The sequence below is a fragment of the Streptomyces solincola genome, assembly GCF_002982015.1.
GTDB classification, from domain to species: Bacteria; Actinomycetota; Actinomycetes; order Streptomycetales; family Streptomycetaceae; genus Streptomyces; species Streptomyces solincola.
In genome coordinates this window covers 1-14,801 of the sequence record NZ_PVLV01000261.1, presented here as the reverse complement: position 1 = coordinate 14,801, position 14,801 = coordinate 1, and the positions used below count along the sequence as shown (strand labels likewise).

At 73.8% G+C, this 14,801-nt stretch carries 8 protein-coding genes and 1 pseudogene; 3 read left to right on the top strand and 6 right to left on the bottom strand.

The window, feature by feature from the left end; genetic code table 11:
* Positions 1–187 precede the first annotated feature (187 nt).
* The 6 genes from C6N75_RS17480 to C6N75_RS17455 form a co-directional block, all read right to left on the bottom strand.
* Positions 188–1,159 (bottom strand): helix-turn-helix transcriptional regulator, encoded by a 972-nt coding sequence (locus C6N75_RS17480; protein ID WP_105869838.1) that lies wholly within the window; start codon positions 1,157–1,159, stop codon positions 188–190.
* Between the two features lie 106 nt (positions 1,160–1,265).
* Positions 1,266–3,956, bottom strand: coding sequence for a pyruvate dehydrogenase (acetyl-transferring), homodimeric type (gene aceE / locus C6N75_RS17475; protein WP_105869837.1), 2,691 nt, complete (start codon positions 3,954–3,956; stop codon positions 1,266–1,268).
* A gap of 291 nt (positions 3,957–4,247) precedes the next feature.
* Positions 4,248–4,871 (bottom strand): GntR family transcriptional regulator, encoded by a 624-nt coding sequence (locus C6N75_RS17470; RefSeq protein ID WP_105869836.1) that lies wholly within the window; start codon positions 4,869–4,871, stop codon positions 4,248–4,250.
* Between the two features lie 139 nt (positions 4,872–5,010).
* On the bottom strand, positions 5,011–6,801 hold the full coding sequence (gene sucB / locus C6N75_RS17465) for a 2-oxoglutarate dehydrogenase, E2 component, dihydrolipoamide succinyltransferase (RefSeq protein WP_105869835.1): 1,791 nt from the start codon (positions 6,799–6,801) through the stop codon (positions 5,011–5,013).
* A gap of 88 nt (positions 6,802–6,889) precedes the next feature.
* Positions 6,890–8,278 carry a dihydrolipoyl dehydrogenase gene (lpdA, locus tag C6N75_RS17460; RefSeq protein WP_105869834.1) on the bottom strand — a complete coding sequence of 463 codons (1,389 nt, stop codon included), beginning with the start codon at positions 8,276–8,278 and terminating at the stop codon, positions 6,890–6,892.
* 266 nt (positions 8,279–8,544) lie between these two features.
* Positions 8,545–10,065: a leucyl aminopeptidase gene (locus C6N75_RS17455; RefSeq protein WP_105869833.1), complete on the bottom strand. Its 1,521-nt coding sequence runs from the start codon at positions 10,063–10,065 to the stop codon at positions 8,545–8,547.
* Between the two features lie 382 nt (positions 10,066–10,447).
* Here C6N75_RS17455 and C6N75_RS17450 point away from each other — a divergent pair, with 382 nt between their 5' ends.
* The 3 genes and pseudogenes from C6N75_RS17450 to C6N75_RS17440 all read left to right on the top strand — a co-directional run.
* On the top strand, positions 10,448–12,550 hold the full coding sequence (locus C6N75_RS17450; RefSeq protein WP_258177469.1) for a hypothetical protein: 2,103 nt from the start codon (positions 10,448–10,450) through the stop codon (positions 12,548–12,550).
* Between the two features lie 159 nt (positions 12,551–12,709).
* On the top strand, positions 12,710–14,347 hold the full coding sequence (gene pelF / locus C6N75_RS17445) for a GT4 family glycosyltransferase PelF (protein ID WP_105869832.1): 1,638 nt from the start codon (positions 12,710–12,712) through the stop codon (positions 14,345–14,347).
* Positions 14,347–14,801 (top strand): annotated as a pseudogene (locus C6N75_RS17440) (hypothetical protein); the annotation flags it as partial. The gene pelF and the pseudogene C6N75_RS17440, both read left to right, overlap by 1 nt.

Genomic DNA, 14,801 nt, shown 5'->3' with positions numbered 1-14,801 from the left:
CCCGACGCCGCCGCCCCCCGGCCGGACCCCTGGGGCTCCCTCCTGGCGATGCGCGACGCCACGCCCCCGCCCGCCGAGGACTACCGCTAGCCGCCCCCGCCCCGCGACCGCCGTGGTCCGGGCCCGTTCGGGGGCGGGTCCGGGCCGCGGCGACACCCGGTCGGGGCCTGCGTACGGCGACCGGCCCTCAACCCCCGTACAGCCGGGCCGCCCGGGCCGCCGCGTCGGCGAACCGGGCGCGCAGCCCGGGCGGCCCGACCACCTCCGCCTCCGGGCCGAGGGCCAGCAGTTGCGCGTACGCCACCTCCGGCGACTCCATCCGCAGCGTCACTTCGGTGCGGCCGTCCGGGCCGGGCGGGCCGGCGGCCGCCAGCGCCTCGCCGGCGGCCGCCCGGTCGGCGGCGTGCGGCAGCACCCGTACGCCCTCCTCGGTGAGCCGCAGCACCACCTCGGTCCGCAGGATCGAGCGGGCGAACTCCGCCGCGCGCTCCGCCCAGAACGCCGGCAGGTCGAAGCCCTCCTCGCGCGCGAACGGCTCCCCGCCCGCCTCCACCGCGGTGAACCGGTCCACCCGGTACACCCGCAGCGACGTCTCCGCGCGGGCGCAGACGTACCAGGTGCCCGCCTTCAGCACCAGGCCGTACGGGGCCAGGGTGCGGGTCACCTCGTCGCCGTCCCGCCGGCGGTAGCGGACCCGCACCGTCCGGTCGTCCCAGACCGCTTCGGCCAGCGCCGGCAGCAGCGGCGGGGCGGAGGGGGCCTGGTACCAGCCGGGGGCGTCCAGGTGGAAGCGCCGGGCCGCGGTGTCGGGGGCGTCCCGCAGCGCGGGCAGCAGCGCCGCAGACACCTTCAGCCGGGCCGCCGAAGCGGCGTCGTCCAGCCCCATCTCGCGCAGCGCGCCCGGCACCCCGGACAGGAACAGCGCCTCCGCCTCGCCGCGGGCCAGCCCGGTCAGCCGGGTGCGGTAACCGCCCACCAGCCGGTACCCGCCGGCCCGGCCCCGGTCCGCGTACACCGGGACCCCGGCCTCCGACAGCGCCAGCGCGTCCCGGGCGACCGTGCGCTCGGAGACCTCCAGCTCCCGGGCCAGCTCGGCGCCGGTCATCGCGGGGCGCGACTGGAGCAGCAGCACCATCTTGATCAGTCGGGCGGCACGCATGGACCCCATCATGCGCGAGCCCACTGACAGCGCGACGGGGGTGCGCGCGCCCGCGGGGCCCCGGACGGCGTCCGGGGCCCCGCAGCACGTCGAACGGAGGACCTGCCTACAGGCCGTAGCGCTCCCGGGCGTCCTTGACGACCGAGGCCGGGACCTCGCCGCGGCGGGCCAGCTGGGCCAGCGCGGCCACCACGACCGACTCGGCGTCCACCCCGAAGTGGCGGCGGGCCGCCTCGCGGGTGTCGGACAGGCCGAAGCCGTCCGCGCCGAGCGAGGACCAGTCCTGCTCCACCCACTGGGCGATCTGGTCCGGCACCTGGCGCATGTAGTCGGTGACCGCCAGCACCGGGCCGGGGGCGTCCGCCAGCGCCTGGCGTACGTAGGGCACCCGCTCCTCGCCGCGCAGCAGCGCCGCGTCGGCCTCCAGGGCGTCGCGCCGCAGCTCGGACCAGGAGGTCGCGGACCACACGTCGGCGGTGACGTTCCACTCGGCGGCCAGCATCTCCTGGGCCCTCAGCGCCCAGTGGATGGCGGTGCCGGAGGACAGCAGCTGGATGCGCGGGGCCTCGGCGCTCCCGCCCGTCCCCTCCTTGAAGCGGTACAGGCCCTTGACGATCCCCTCGTCCACGCCCGCCGGCTTGGCCGGCTGCGGCATGGGCTCGTTGTAGACCGTCAGGTAGTAGAAGACGTTCTGGTCCTCGTCCGGGGCGGCCTCGCCGTACATCCGGCGCAGACCCTCCTTGACGATGACCGCGACCTCGTAGGCGAACGCCGGGTCGTAGGTCAGCGCCGCCGGGTTGGTGGCGGCGATGACCGGGGAGTGGCCGTCGGCGTGCTGGAGGCCCTCACCGGTGAGGGTGGTGCGGCCGGCGGTCGCGCCGACCAGGAAGCCGCGGCCCAGCTGGTCGCCGAGCTGCCACATCTGGTCGGCCGTGCGCTGCCAGCCGAACATCGAGTAGAAGATGTAGAACGGGATCATCGGCTCGCCGTGCGTCGCGTACGCGGTGGACGCGGCGATGAAGTCGGCCATCGAGCCGGCCTCGGTGATGCCCTCGTTGAGGATCTGGCCGTCCTTGGCCTCGCGGTAGTACATGAGCTGGTCGCGGTCGACCGGCTCGTACGTCTGGCCCTTCGGCGAGTAGATGCCGAGCGAGGGGAACAGCGACTCCATGCCGAAGGTGCGCGCCTCGTCCGGGACGATCGGCACCCAGCGCTTCCCGGTCTGCTTGTCGCGGATCAGGTCCTTCATCAGCCGGACGAACGCCATCGTGGTGGCGACCGACTGGGAGCCGGAGCCCTTGTCGAAGGCGGCGAACGTCTTGTCCGCGGCGGCCGGCAGCGCGGCCGCCGGGTGCACCCGGCGGGCCGGGGCGGGGCCGCCGAGGGCGGCGCGGCGCTCGGCGAGGTAGCGGACCTCGGGGGAGTCGGCGCCGGGGTGGCCGTAGGGCACCTGGCCGTCCTCGAAGGCCGAGTCGGCGATCGGCAGGCCCAGCAGGTCGCGCATCCGCTGGAACTCGTCCACCGTCAGCTTCTTCATCTGGTGGTTGGCGTTCTTGGACGCGAAGCCCTCGCCGAGGGTGAAGCCCTTGACCGTCTGGGCCAGGATCACCGTCGGCGCGCCCTTGTGAGCGAGGGCCGCCTTGTACGCCGCGTACACCTTGCGGGACTCGTGGCCGCCGCGGGAGGTGTGGAAGCACTCCAGGATCTTGTCGTCGCTCAGCAGCTTCGCCAGCTCGACCAGAGCCGGCTCCTTGCCGAAGAAGTCCTCGCGGATGTAGGCGGCGTCGCGGGTCTGGTACGTCTGGATCTGCGCGTCCGGGACCTCGCGGAGCCGGCGGACCAGGGCGCCGGTGGTGTCGAGCTGGAACAGCTCGTCCCAGGCGGTGCCCCACAGCGACTTCACGACGTTCCAGCCGGCGCCGCGGAACTGGGCCTCCAGCTCCTGCACGATCTTGAAGTTGGCGCGGACCGGGCCGTCCAGGCGCTGGAGGTTGCAGTTGATGACGAAGGTCAGGTTGTCCAGGCCCTCGCGGGCGGCGAGCGCCAGGGCGGCGGTCGACTCCGGCTCGTCCATCTCGCCGTCGCCGAGGAACGCCCAGACGTGCGAGTTCGAGACGTCCTTGATGGAGCGGTTGGTCAGGTAGCGGTTGAACCGCGCCTGGTAGATCGCCGACAGCGGGCCGAGGCCCATCGAGACGGTGGGGAACTCCCACAGCCAGGGCAGCCGGCGCGGGTGCGGGTAGGACGGCAGGCCGTGGCCGGCGGCCTCCTGGCGGAAGTTGTCCAGGTGGGCCTCGGAGAGCCGGCCGTCCAGGAAGGCGCGGGCGTAGATGCCGGGCGAGGCGTGGCCCTGGATGAAGAGCTGGTCGCCGCTGCCGTCGTCCTCCTTGCCGCGGAAGAAGTGGTTGAAGCCGGTCTCGTAGAGCCAGGCGGCGGAGGCGAAGGTGGCGATGTGGCCGCCGACCCCGTGCTTGGCGCCGCGGGTCACCATGGCGGCCGCGTTCCAGCGGTTCCAGGCGGTGATCCGGGCTTCCAGCTGTTCGTCGCCGTCGAAGCCGTAGCCGGCCTCGGCGGCGGTGGGGATGGTGTTGACGTAGTCCGTCTCCAGCAGCTTGGGCAGCGCCAGGCCGGCCCCCTCGGCGCGCTCCAGCGTGCGGCGCATCAGATACGCGGCGCGGTGCGGCCCGGCGGCCTTGGCGACGGCGTCGAGGGAGGCCTGCCATTCGGCGGTCTCCTCGGGGTCGCGGTCCGGAAGCTGGTCGAGCTCGCTCGGCTGGATGCGGGTGGGGTCGGTCATAGTCGCCGCCTTCCGGAGTCGAAGGGGTGGAGCCCTTGGTCTTGGCAGGACAGGGCGAGGGGACCTCTGTTGAAGTCCGCGGACGACTGTACGACTGTGATCGATGATCGATCAAAGGGTGTACGGGAAAATCTTATGCAGAGGGCAAAAGTCGGCATCGGGTGCCAGGAAAGCGGGCACTGCGTGCCTGGTTTTCGCAGGTGAGAGCGGTTGCGGCGGTACGGCTGAGCGCCCGGCGCCGCCGATGAGCGGCGGTACGGGGACCTGGCTCGGGGTGGTCGGGACCCGGCGTCAGGCGCGGGGGGCGCAGCCGAGGACGTGCGCCTTCACCAGGGCGCCGATGGCGGGGTCGCGGCGGCGGAAGGCCTCGACCAGCTCCTGGTGCTCCTCGGCGTACGACTTCTGCACGGTGCCCAGCCACCGGATCGACAACGCGGTGAACACCTCGATGCCCAGCCCCTCCCAGGTGTGCAGCAGCACGCCGTTGCGGGCCGCCCGCACCAGCTCGCGGTGGAAGCCCACGGTGTGCCGCACCTGCGCCGTGCCGTCGGCCCGGGCGTCCGCGTCGTACAGCGCCGCGACGTGCGGCTCCAGCGCCGAGCAGTCCTCGGCCAGCGTCTGCGCCGCCAGCTCCGCCGCGATCTGCTCCAGACCGGCCCGCACCGGGTAGCTCTCCTCCAGGTCCGCCGCCGTCAGGTTGCGCACCCGCACGCCCTTGTTGGGCGCGGACTCGATCAGCCGCAGGCTCTCCAGCTCGCGCAGCGCCTCGCGCACCGGCGTCTGGCTGACCTCCAGCTCGGTGGCGATCCGGCGCTCCACGATCCGCTCGCCCGGCTTCCACCGGCCGCTGACAATGCCCTCCACGATGTGCTCGCGGATCTGCTCGCGGAGCGAGTGGACGACGGGCGCGGTCATGGGGGGCTCCTGAGGACGGGGGCTGACGGGGCTGCGGAGTGCCGACCTCTAGACAATACGGCGGCGCCCCCGCCCGGAGGTGGTCCGGGCGGGGGCGCCGCTGGTGAGCCTGCTTACAGGCGGCCGGTCGGCCGGGGCCTCACAGGCCCAGGTCGTTCTCGAACTCGCCGGCCTCCAGGATCGCCTTGACGGCCGTCAGGTAGCGGGCCGCGTCGGCGCCGTCCACCAGGCGGTGGTCGTAGGAGAGCGCCAGGTAGGTCATGTCGCGCACGCCGATCACGGTGCCCTCGGCGGTCTCGATGACCGCCGGGCGCTTGACCGTCGCGCCGATGCCCAGGATGGCGACCTGGTTCGGCGGCACGATGACCGTGTCGAACAGCGCGCCGCGCGAGCCGGTGTTGCTGATGGTGAAGGTCGCGCCGGACAGCTCGTCCGGGGTGATCTTGTTGCCGCGGACCTTGCCCGCCAGCTCGGCGGTGGCCTTCGAGATGCCCGCGATGTTGAGGTCGCCGGCGTGCTTGATGACCGGGGTCATCAGGCCCTTCTCGGAGTCCACGGCGATGCCGATGTTCTCCGAGTCGAAGTACGTGATCGTGCCCTCGTCCTCGTTGATCCGGGCGTTGACGACCGGGTGGGCCTTCAGCGCCTGGGCCGCCGCCTTGACGAAGAACGGCATCGGGGAGAGCTTGACGCCCTCGCGGGCGGCGAACGCGTCCTTCGCCCGGCCGCGCAGCTTCATCAGCTTGGTGATGTCCACCTCGACGACGGTGGTGAGCTGCGCCTGCGAGTGCAGGGCCTTCATCATGTTGTCGCCGATGACCTTGCGCATCCGGGTCATCTTGACCGTCTGGCCGCGCAGCGGGGACGCCTCCTGCTTCGGCGCCTGCGCGGCCGGGGCCGCGGCCTGGGCGGCCGGGGCGGGGGCCTTGGCGGCCTCGGCGGCGGCGACGACGTCCTGCTTGCGGATCCGGCCGCCGACGCCGCTGCCCTTCACCGAGGACAGGTCCACGCCGTTCTCCGCCGCCAGCTTGCGCACCAGCGGGGTGACGTAGGCGCCGTCCTCGGCGGGCTGCGGGGCGGCCGCCGGGGCGGGCGCCTGGGCCGCGGGCGCGGGCTGCGCCGGAGCCGGGGCCTCCTGCTTCGGCGCCTCCTGCTTCGGGGCCTCCTGGGCCGGCGCGGGGGCCGGGGCGGCCTCCTGCTTCGGGGCCTCCTGCTTGGGGGCCTCCTCCTGCCTGGGGGCCTCGGGCTGCGGGGCGGCCTCCTGCCGGGGGGCGGCGCCCGGCGCGCCGATGACGGCGAGCTTCGCGCCGACCTCGGCGGTCTCGTCCTCGCCCACCACGATCTCCAGCAGGACGCCGGCGGCCGGGGCGGGGATCTCGGTGTCGACCTTGTCGGTCGAGACCTCCAGCAGCGGCTCGTCCTCCGCGACCTCCTCGCCGACCTCCTTCAGCCAGCGGGTGACGGTGCCCTCGGTGACCGACTCGCCCAGGGCGGGCAGCACCACGTCGGTGCCCTCGGCGCTGCCGCCGCCCGAGGCGGCCTCGGCGGACGGGGCCGGAGCGGGCTGCTCGGACTCGGTGGACGGCGCGGCGGCCTGCGGCTGCGGGGCCTCCTGGGCCGGGGCCTGCTCGGCGGGGGCCTCCTGCTTCGGGGCCTCCTGCTGCGGGGCCTCCTCGGCGGCGCCGCCGCCGGTGCCGTCGTCGATGACGGCCAGCTCGGCGCCGACCTCGACGGTCTCGTCCTCGGCGACCTTGATGGAGGACAGCACGCCCGACGCGGGCGCCGGGATCTCGGTGTCGACCTTGTCGGTCGACACCTCCAGCAGCGGCTCGTCCGCCTCGACGCGCTCGCCCTCGGCCTTCAGCCAGCGGGTGACGGTGCCCTCGGTGACGCTCTCGCCGAGCGCAGGCAGGGTTACGGAAACCGACATGGTTTCGGTTGCTCCTTACGAAATCTTGCGGAAAGTGGTCGTCGCGCCCGAGGGCCGCACCCCATGGGAGTGCCCCGGGCCCCGAGGGTCAGTCGTGCGAGTGCAGGGGCTTGCCGGCCAGCGCCAGGTGCGCCTCGCCCAGGGCCTCGTTCTGCGTCGGGTGGGCGTGGACGAGCTGCGCGACCTCCGCCGGCAGCGCCTCCCAGTTGTAGATGAGCTGCGCCTCGCCGACCTGCTCGCCCATGCGGTCACCGACCATGTGGACGCCGACCACGGCCCCGTCCTTCACCTGGACCAGCTTGATCTCGCCGGCGGTCTTCAGGATCTTGCTCTTGCCGTTGCCCGCCAGGTTGTACTTCAGGGCGACGACCTTGTCCGCGCCGTAGATCTCCTTGGCCTTGGCCTCGGTGATGCCGACGGAGGCGACCTCGGGGTGGCAGTACGTCACCCGCGGCACGCCGTCGTAGTCGACCGGCACGGTCTTCAGGCCGGCCAGCCGCTCGGCCACCAGGATGCCCTCGGCGAAGCCGACGTGCGCGAGCTGGAGCGTCGGCACCAGGTCGCCCACCGCGGAGATCGTCTCCACGTTCGTGCGCATGTACTCGTCGACCAGGACGTAGCCCCGGTCCATCGCGACGCCCTGCTCCTCGTAACCCAGCCCCTGCGAGACCGGTCCGCGGCCGATGGCGACCAGCAGCACCTCGGCCTCGAAGGTCTTGCCGTCGGCCAGGGTCACCTTCACACCGTTGTCGGTGTACTCGGCGCCCTGGAAGAAGGTGCCCAGGTTGAACTTGATGCCGCGCTTGCGGAAGGCGCGCTCAAGAAGCTTCGAGCTGTTCTCGTCCTCCACCGGGACGAGGTGCTTCAGGCCCTCGATGACCGTCACGTCGGTGCCGAAGGACTTCCACGCCGAGGCGAACTCGACGCCGATCACGCCGCCGCCCAGGATGATCGCGGACTCCGGCACGCGGTCCAGGGTCAGGGCGTGGTCGGAGGAGATGATCCGGTTGCCGTCGATCTCCAGGCCCGGCAGGGACTTCGGCACGGAGCCGGTGGCCAGCAGCACGTGGCGGCCCTCGACGCGCTGCCCGCCGACGTCCACGGAGGTCGGCGAGGACAGCCGGCCCTCGCCCTCGATGTACGTCACCTTGCGGGAGGCGACCAGGCCCTGCAAGCCCTTGTACAGGCCGGCGATCACGTCGTCCTTGTACTTGTGGACGCCCTTGATGTCGATGCCCTCGAAAGCGGCCTTCACGCCGAACTGCTCGGCCTCACGCGCCTGGTCGGCGATCTCGCCGGCGTGCAGCAGGGCCTTGGTGGGGATGCAGCCGTTGTGCAGGCAGGTGCCACCCAGCTTGTTCTTCTCGATGAGTGCGACGTCCAGGCCAAGCTGCGCACCCCGCAGGGCCGCGGCGTAGCCGCCACTGCCACCGCCGAGGATCACTAGGTCGAAAACGGTGCTGGCGTCGTTCGCCACGTCACGTCCTCCATGCATGAGCGCCGGTCGCCGGTCCCCCGCTTCCCGCGGGGGATGACCGGCCGGTCGGCTGGTGTGCGGCCGCTAGTTCTTCGGCCCTGTGGTGGGGGCCCTGTCCTGCCGAGAACCCATCTTCGCATAGCTGCGAAATCCGTCCCGGGGGTGTCCGCGCAGGCCCCCGGCCGCCCCGGGCCGGGACGGCGGCGGGCGGGGTGCGGGCCCCGTCTCCGGGATCCCGCGCCCCGCCCGCTCGCGTCACCGGGCGGCTAGCCCAGCTCGCCCGCCGCGGTGCGCTCGGCGAGGCGGACCAGGGTGCGCACCGAGGAGCCGGTGCCGCCCTTGGGGGTGTAGCCGTAGGGCGCGCCCTCGTGGAAGGCGGGTCCGGCGATGTCCAGGTGGGCCCAGGTGATGCCCTCGCCGACGAACTCCTTCAGGAACAGGCCGGCCACCAGGCCGCCGCCCATCCGCTCGCCCATGTTGGCGATGTCGGCGGTGGGGGAGTCCATGCCCTTGCGCAGGTCGGCCGGGAGCGGCATCGGCCAGGACTGCTCGCCGACCTCCTCGGCGATCTCGTGGATGGCGGCGCGGAAGGCGTCGTCGTTGGCCATGATGCCGAAGGTCCGGTTGCCCAGGGCCAGCACCATCGCGCCGGTGAGGGTGGCGACGTCCACGATGGCGTCCGGCTTCTCCTCGGAGGCGCGGGTGATCGCGTCGGCCAGCACGAGCCGGCCCTCGGCGTCGGTGTTGAGCACCTCGACGGTCTTGCCGCTGTACATGCGCAGCACGTCGCCGGGGCGGGTGGCGGTGCCGGAGGGCATGTTCTCGGCGAGCGCCAGCCAGCCGGTGACGTTGACCTCCAGGCCGAGCCGGGCCGCGGCCACGACCGCCGCGAACACCGCGGCCGCGCCGCTCATGTCGCACTTCATGGTCTCGTTGTGGCCGGCCGGCTTGAGCGAGATGCCGCCCGAGTCGTAGGTGATGCCCTTGCCGACCAGGGCGAGGTGCCGGGCGCCCTTCGAGGCGGTGTAGGCGATCTTCACCAGGCGGGGCGGGTTGGCGGAGCCGGCGCCGACGCCGAGGATGCCGCCGTAGCCGCCCTTGGCCAGGGCCTTCTCGTCCAGCACCTGGACCTTGAGCCCGTGCTCCTTGCCGGCCGCGGTGGCGATGGCGGCGAAGGCCTCGGGGGTGAGGTCGTTGGGCGGGGTGTTGATCAGGTCGCGGGCCCGGTTGATCTCCTCGGCGACGGCCGCGGCGCGCTGGGCGGCGGCCTTGTGCGCCTTGTCGCGGGGCTTGGCGCCGAGCAGCACGACCTCGGCCAGCGGCTCCTTGGCGTCCTTGCCGCGGTCCTGGTAGGCGGTGAAGGCGTACGCGCCGAGCAGCGCGCCCTCGGCGACGGCCTGGAGGTCCTCGGTGGCGGCGATCGGCAGCGCGAAGGCGGCCGTCTTGACGCCGGTCAGGGCGCGGGCCGCGGAGCCGGCCGCGCGGCGCAGCTTCTCCGGGTCGAACTCCTCGTCCTTCTCGGGCGACGCGCCCAGGCCGACGGCGAGGACGACCGGGGCCTTGAGCCCGCCGGGGGAGGGGATCTTGGTGGTCTCGCCCTCGGCGCCGGTGGCGCCCAGGGTGTGCAGGATGTCGGCGAGCTTCCCGTCGAAGGCCTGGTCCACGGCCTCCGCGCCGGGTGCGAGGACCGGTCCCTTCCCGCCCTGCGGGCTCTTGGCGACGCCGACGACGAGTACGTCGGCGCGCTGGGTCGCCGCGCCGGCGGGCTTAAGAGTGAGAGCAGTCACGGTGGTGATTTCTCGCTTCCGTTGAGTTGGTCGGGTCGAGGGGTGGGCCGACCGGTGCCCGGCGCATCGTATGCCGGGCCGGCGCGGGCCCCTCCGGGCGGCCCGTGCGGGCACGTCCGGTGGATCGCCGGGCTCGCCCGAGCCGGCGGGCGCCCTCCCGAGCGGCGCCGGGGACGAGCCTACGCGCGCCCTCCCTTTCGCTCACAGGGGCGGCAATTCACTCGTCCGTGGCGTCTGCCTGATGTTTGCCCGCTCAACCATTGAGAGCTGCGTCACACTCCCAGCAATCGCAGGGGGAGCACACGCCCTCCTTTGCATCATCTCCACAGATCCTCCGGGCGGCGTTCCGTGCCCGCAGGACGTGACGAGGGGGGAATGACCCATGCAGTCAAGGGGAGTCCGGATCCGGGGCGGGGAGCGGAGCCGGGCACGGGCGGGCGGCAGGGCGGCGGGCGCGCTGCTGGCCGCGGCGCTGCTGGCATCGACGGTCCCGGCGGGCTCGGCCGCCGCCGCTCCGGCCGTACCGCGGATCGACCTGACGGTGCTGGTGGTGGACGACGGCGGCGGCGCGGTGGGGGCCATCGCCGCCGAACTGAAGAGCACCGGCGTGCCGTACCGGACGGTGAGGCTGGGGGAGCAGGGCCGCCCGGTCATCACCCCGGCGTTCCTCAGCGACACCGTCGACGGCCGGCCGCGCGCGAAGTTCCAGGGCGTGGTGCTGCCCAGCGAGACGCCGGGGGGCCTGAGCGCGGCCGAGCAGGCGGCGCTCACCGCCTACCAGAAGACGTACGCCGTCCCGCAGGTGGACGCCTACACCTGGTCGCACCCGGGCGTCGGCCTGGACTACACCAGCGACGGCGGTTTCTCCGGGGTGCTGGACGGGGTGCGCACCGACGTCACCGCGGCCGGCAAGGCGGGCCCGTTCGGCTACCTCGACGGGCCGGTGGTGTTCGAGGACAACGCCCCGGAGGTCGCCGAGAGCTACGGCTACGCCGGGCGGCCCCGCGAGGGCTACACCAGCTTCCTGGACCTGCCGGCGCCCGGCGGCGGCCGGGCCAGCCTGGTCGGCGAGTACGCGAAGGACGGCCGGCGCGAACTGGTCGTCACCTTCGCCTACAACCAGCACCAGCGGCAGTTCCGGGTGCTGGCCCGGGGCATCGTGGAGTGGCTGACCGGCGGCGTCCACCTGGGCCGCAGCCGCAACTACTTCTCGGTGCACGTGGACGACGTGTTCGCGCCCGACGCCCGCTGGGACACCGTGCGCAACTGCACCCCCGGCGACATCGACTGCGCCGGCGGCGCGGGCGAGGAGGAGGTCCCGGAGATCCGGATGACCGCCGAGGACGCGAGGTACGCGGCGGCCTGGCAGCGCTCCAGCGGCTTCACCATGGACATGGTCTACAACGCGGGCTCCGGGGAGGAGTGGAAGGAGGCCAACGGCGGCAGCGACCCGCTGACCGCGCAACTGCTCGCCGACCGCGCCCAGTACCGCTGGATCAACCACACCTACACCCACCCCTTCCTGGGCTGCGTGCAGGACGTCGGCGTGGTCCCGTGGAAGTGCGCCACCGACGCCCGGGGCGCGACCCGGTACGTCAGCCGCGCCGAGATCTCCGCACAGATCCGCGACAACCACACCTGGGCGGCGGGCAAGGGCGTCGCGGTGGACCGCACCGAGCTGGTCACCGGCGAGCACTCCGGGCTGAAGGTGCTGCCGCAGCAGCCGGCCGACAACCCGAACCTGGCCGGCGCGCTCGCCGACAACGGGGTGAGGTGGATCGCCTCCGACAACTCCCGCGACCCCGCCCAGCGGAACGTCGGCGCGGCGCGGACGGTGCCCCGGCACCCGATGAACGTCTACTACAACGTGGGCACCGCCGCCGAGATGACCGACGAGTACAACTGGATCTACACCTCGCGCGCCGACGGCGGCAGCGGCATCTGCGAGGACAACCCGGCCACCTCCACCTGCCTGGCCGACCCGCTGGACCCGGCCACCGGCTACGGCTCGTACATCGTGCCGCAGGAGGCCCGGATCGCGCTCTCCCACGTCGTCGCCAACGACCCGCGCCCGCACTACGTCCACCAGTCCAACCTGGCCGAGGAGCGGCTGCTCTACCCGGTGCTGGACAAGGTCCTCGCCGACTACCGGGCGCTCTACGCGGACAACACCCCGATCGTCAACCCCCGTCAGAGCGAGGCCGGTACGGAGTTCGCCCGCCGCGCCGCCTGGGACCAGGCGCTCGCCGAGGGCAGGGTGACGGCCTACCGCATCGGCGACACCGTCACCGTCAAGGCTCCCAGCGGGGTGGCCGCACCGGTCACCGCGCCCGAGGGCACCCGCAAGCGGCAGCTGCTCGGCAGCACGGCGTTCGGCACCGCGTACGCCGGCAACCGCTCGGACTGGACCTCGCCCGACCTGCTCCAGTCCGGCGTCACCCTGACGCTGCCGGCCGGCGCGGCCCGGGCCGCCGCCCGCGGCTGACCCGCCGGGTCGCGCACGATCCCACCGGGCTCCGGTACGGCCGCCGCCGCGGCCGTACCGGAGCCCCCCGCCACGGGCGACGCACCCGCCCGCGGCCTCTTCGCACGCCCGCACATCCCGTACGACCGTATGACCGTACGACCAGGGGGAATCCGCCCGATGCCGTCCAGCGGCCGCCACGTCACCATGCTCACCGAAGGCACCTACCCGCACGTCCACGGTGGTGTCAGCACCTGGTGCGACCAGCTCGTGCGCGGCATGCCCGAGGTCGACTTCCACGTCCTGGCGCTCACCGGCAGCGGCCGCGAACCGGTCGCCTGGGACCTGCCGCCCAACCTCTACCGGCACACCGTCTTCCCCCTGTGGGGCCCGGCCAGGGGCCACGCGCTGCCCCTGATCGGGCGGGAGAGGCGGCGCTTCACCGACACCCTGGAGCGCTTCTGGCTGTCGATGCTCGAACCGGCCGAGGACGGCGCGGACTTCGCCGAGAGCCTCTACGCCCTGGCCGGCCTCGCCCGCCGCGGCCGCCTCTCGGCGGCGCTGCGCTCGGAGGCCGCGCTGCGCTCGCTGGCCGCGGTGTGGACCCGGCCGCACCTGCGCACCGCCGCCGCCCGGCCCACCCTGCACGACGCGCTGACCGCCGTCGACCTGCTGGAGCACGCGCTGCGCCCGCTGGCCGCCCGCGTCCCGCGCGACAGCGTCGCGCACGCCGTCTCCAGCGGCCTGGCCACCCTGCCCGCACTGGCGGCCCGGCACTTCGACGGGGTGCCGTTCCTCCTCACCGAACACGGCATCTACCTGCGCGAACGCTATCTCGGCTACCGCACCGAGGCGATGAGCTGGCCGGTCAAGGCGCTGCTGCTCGGCTTCTACCGCGAGCTGAACTCGCTCGGCTACCGCACCGCCGACCTGATCACCCCCTGCAACCAGTACAACCGGCGCTGGGAGGAGCGCGGCGGCGCGCCCGCCGACCGCATCCGCACCGTCTACAACGGCGTCGACCCGCGCGCCTTCCCCCTCGCCGGACCCGAACCGGCCGCCCCCACCCTCACCTGGTGCGGGCGGATCGACCCCATCAAGGACCTGGAGACGCTGATCCGGGCCTACGCCGTCGTCCGCGCCGAACTCCCCGAGGCGAGGCTGCGCCTGTTCGGCCCCGTCCCGCACGGCAACGAGGACTACCGCACCGCGCTGGAGAAGCTCGCCGCCGAACGGGGCGTCGCCGACGGCGTCTCCTTCGAGGGCCGGATCAGCGACGTGGCCCGCGCCTACCGGGCCGGCCACCTGGTGATGCTCTCCTCCATCAGCGAGGGCTTCCCGTTCTCCGTGATCGAGGCCATGTCCTGCGGCCGGGCCACCGTCTCCACCGACGTCGGCGGGGTCCGCGAGGCCGTCGGCGACGCCGGACTGGTCGTCCCGCCCAGGGAGCCGGCCGTGATGGCGGAGGCCGCGCTCACCCTGCTGCGCGACGACGGGCGCCGCGCCGACCTGGGCCGCCGTGCCCGGCAGCGGGTGGTCGACCGGTTCACCGTGGCCCGCTCGGTGGACGGCTTCCGCCACGCCTACCTCGAACTGGCCGGCCTGGCCGCGCCGGAGGCCGACCTCCGCCACGGCCCGTACGACGACGACTGGACCCGTCGGCTGCGGATCACCGACCCCTGGCGCCACCTCGCCCTGGACGACGGGCCCCGGCCGCACCCCGGCCTCCCGGACACCGCCGAGACGGCCGGGGAGCCGGTGGGCGACCTGCTCGCCTTCGACCCGTGGCGCAGCCTGGTCACCGAGGAGGCGGCCTGATGAGCGGCTCCCTGTGGCCGCGCCGCGCCGCCGGCGTCGGGGCGGCGGCGATCCCGCTGCCGCCGCCCCGGTCCGCGCCCGTCGCCGCCGTGCACATGCCGGGCGCGGACCCGCTGGACGGGCTCGCGGTCCGCCTCGCCGAGGTGTCCGCCGAGGCCGTCCACCCCGACGAGATCGCCGCGGTCATCGAGGCCGACGGCATGAACGACGACCACATCCGGCTCGCCTACGGGCGCGAGGACTCCTTCGCGCTCGCCGAGGAGCTGTACGCCCGCGTCGAGCACCGCCGCCACCCCCGCCCGGCCGCCCCCGACCCGCTGCCCTGGCACACCGGCCTCGGCGACGCCCTGCTGCGCGGTCTGGTGTTCGCCCTGCCCGGACTCGCCTACCTGCACGCCGGCCCGCTCGCGGCCGGCCCGCCCGGGCGCCACGGACTCCCCCCCGTCACCGGCCC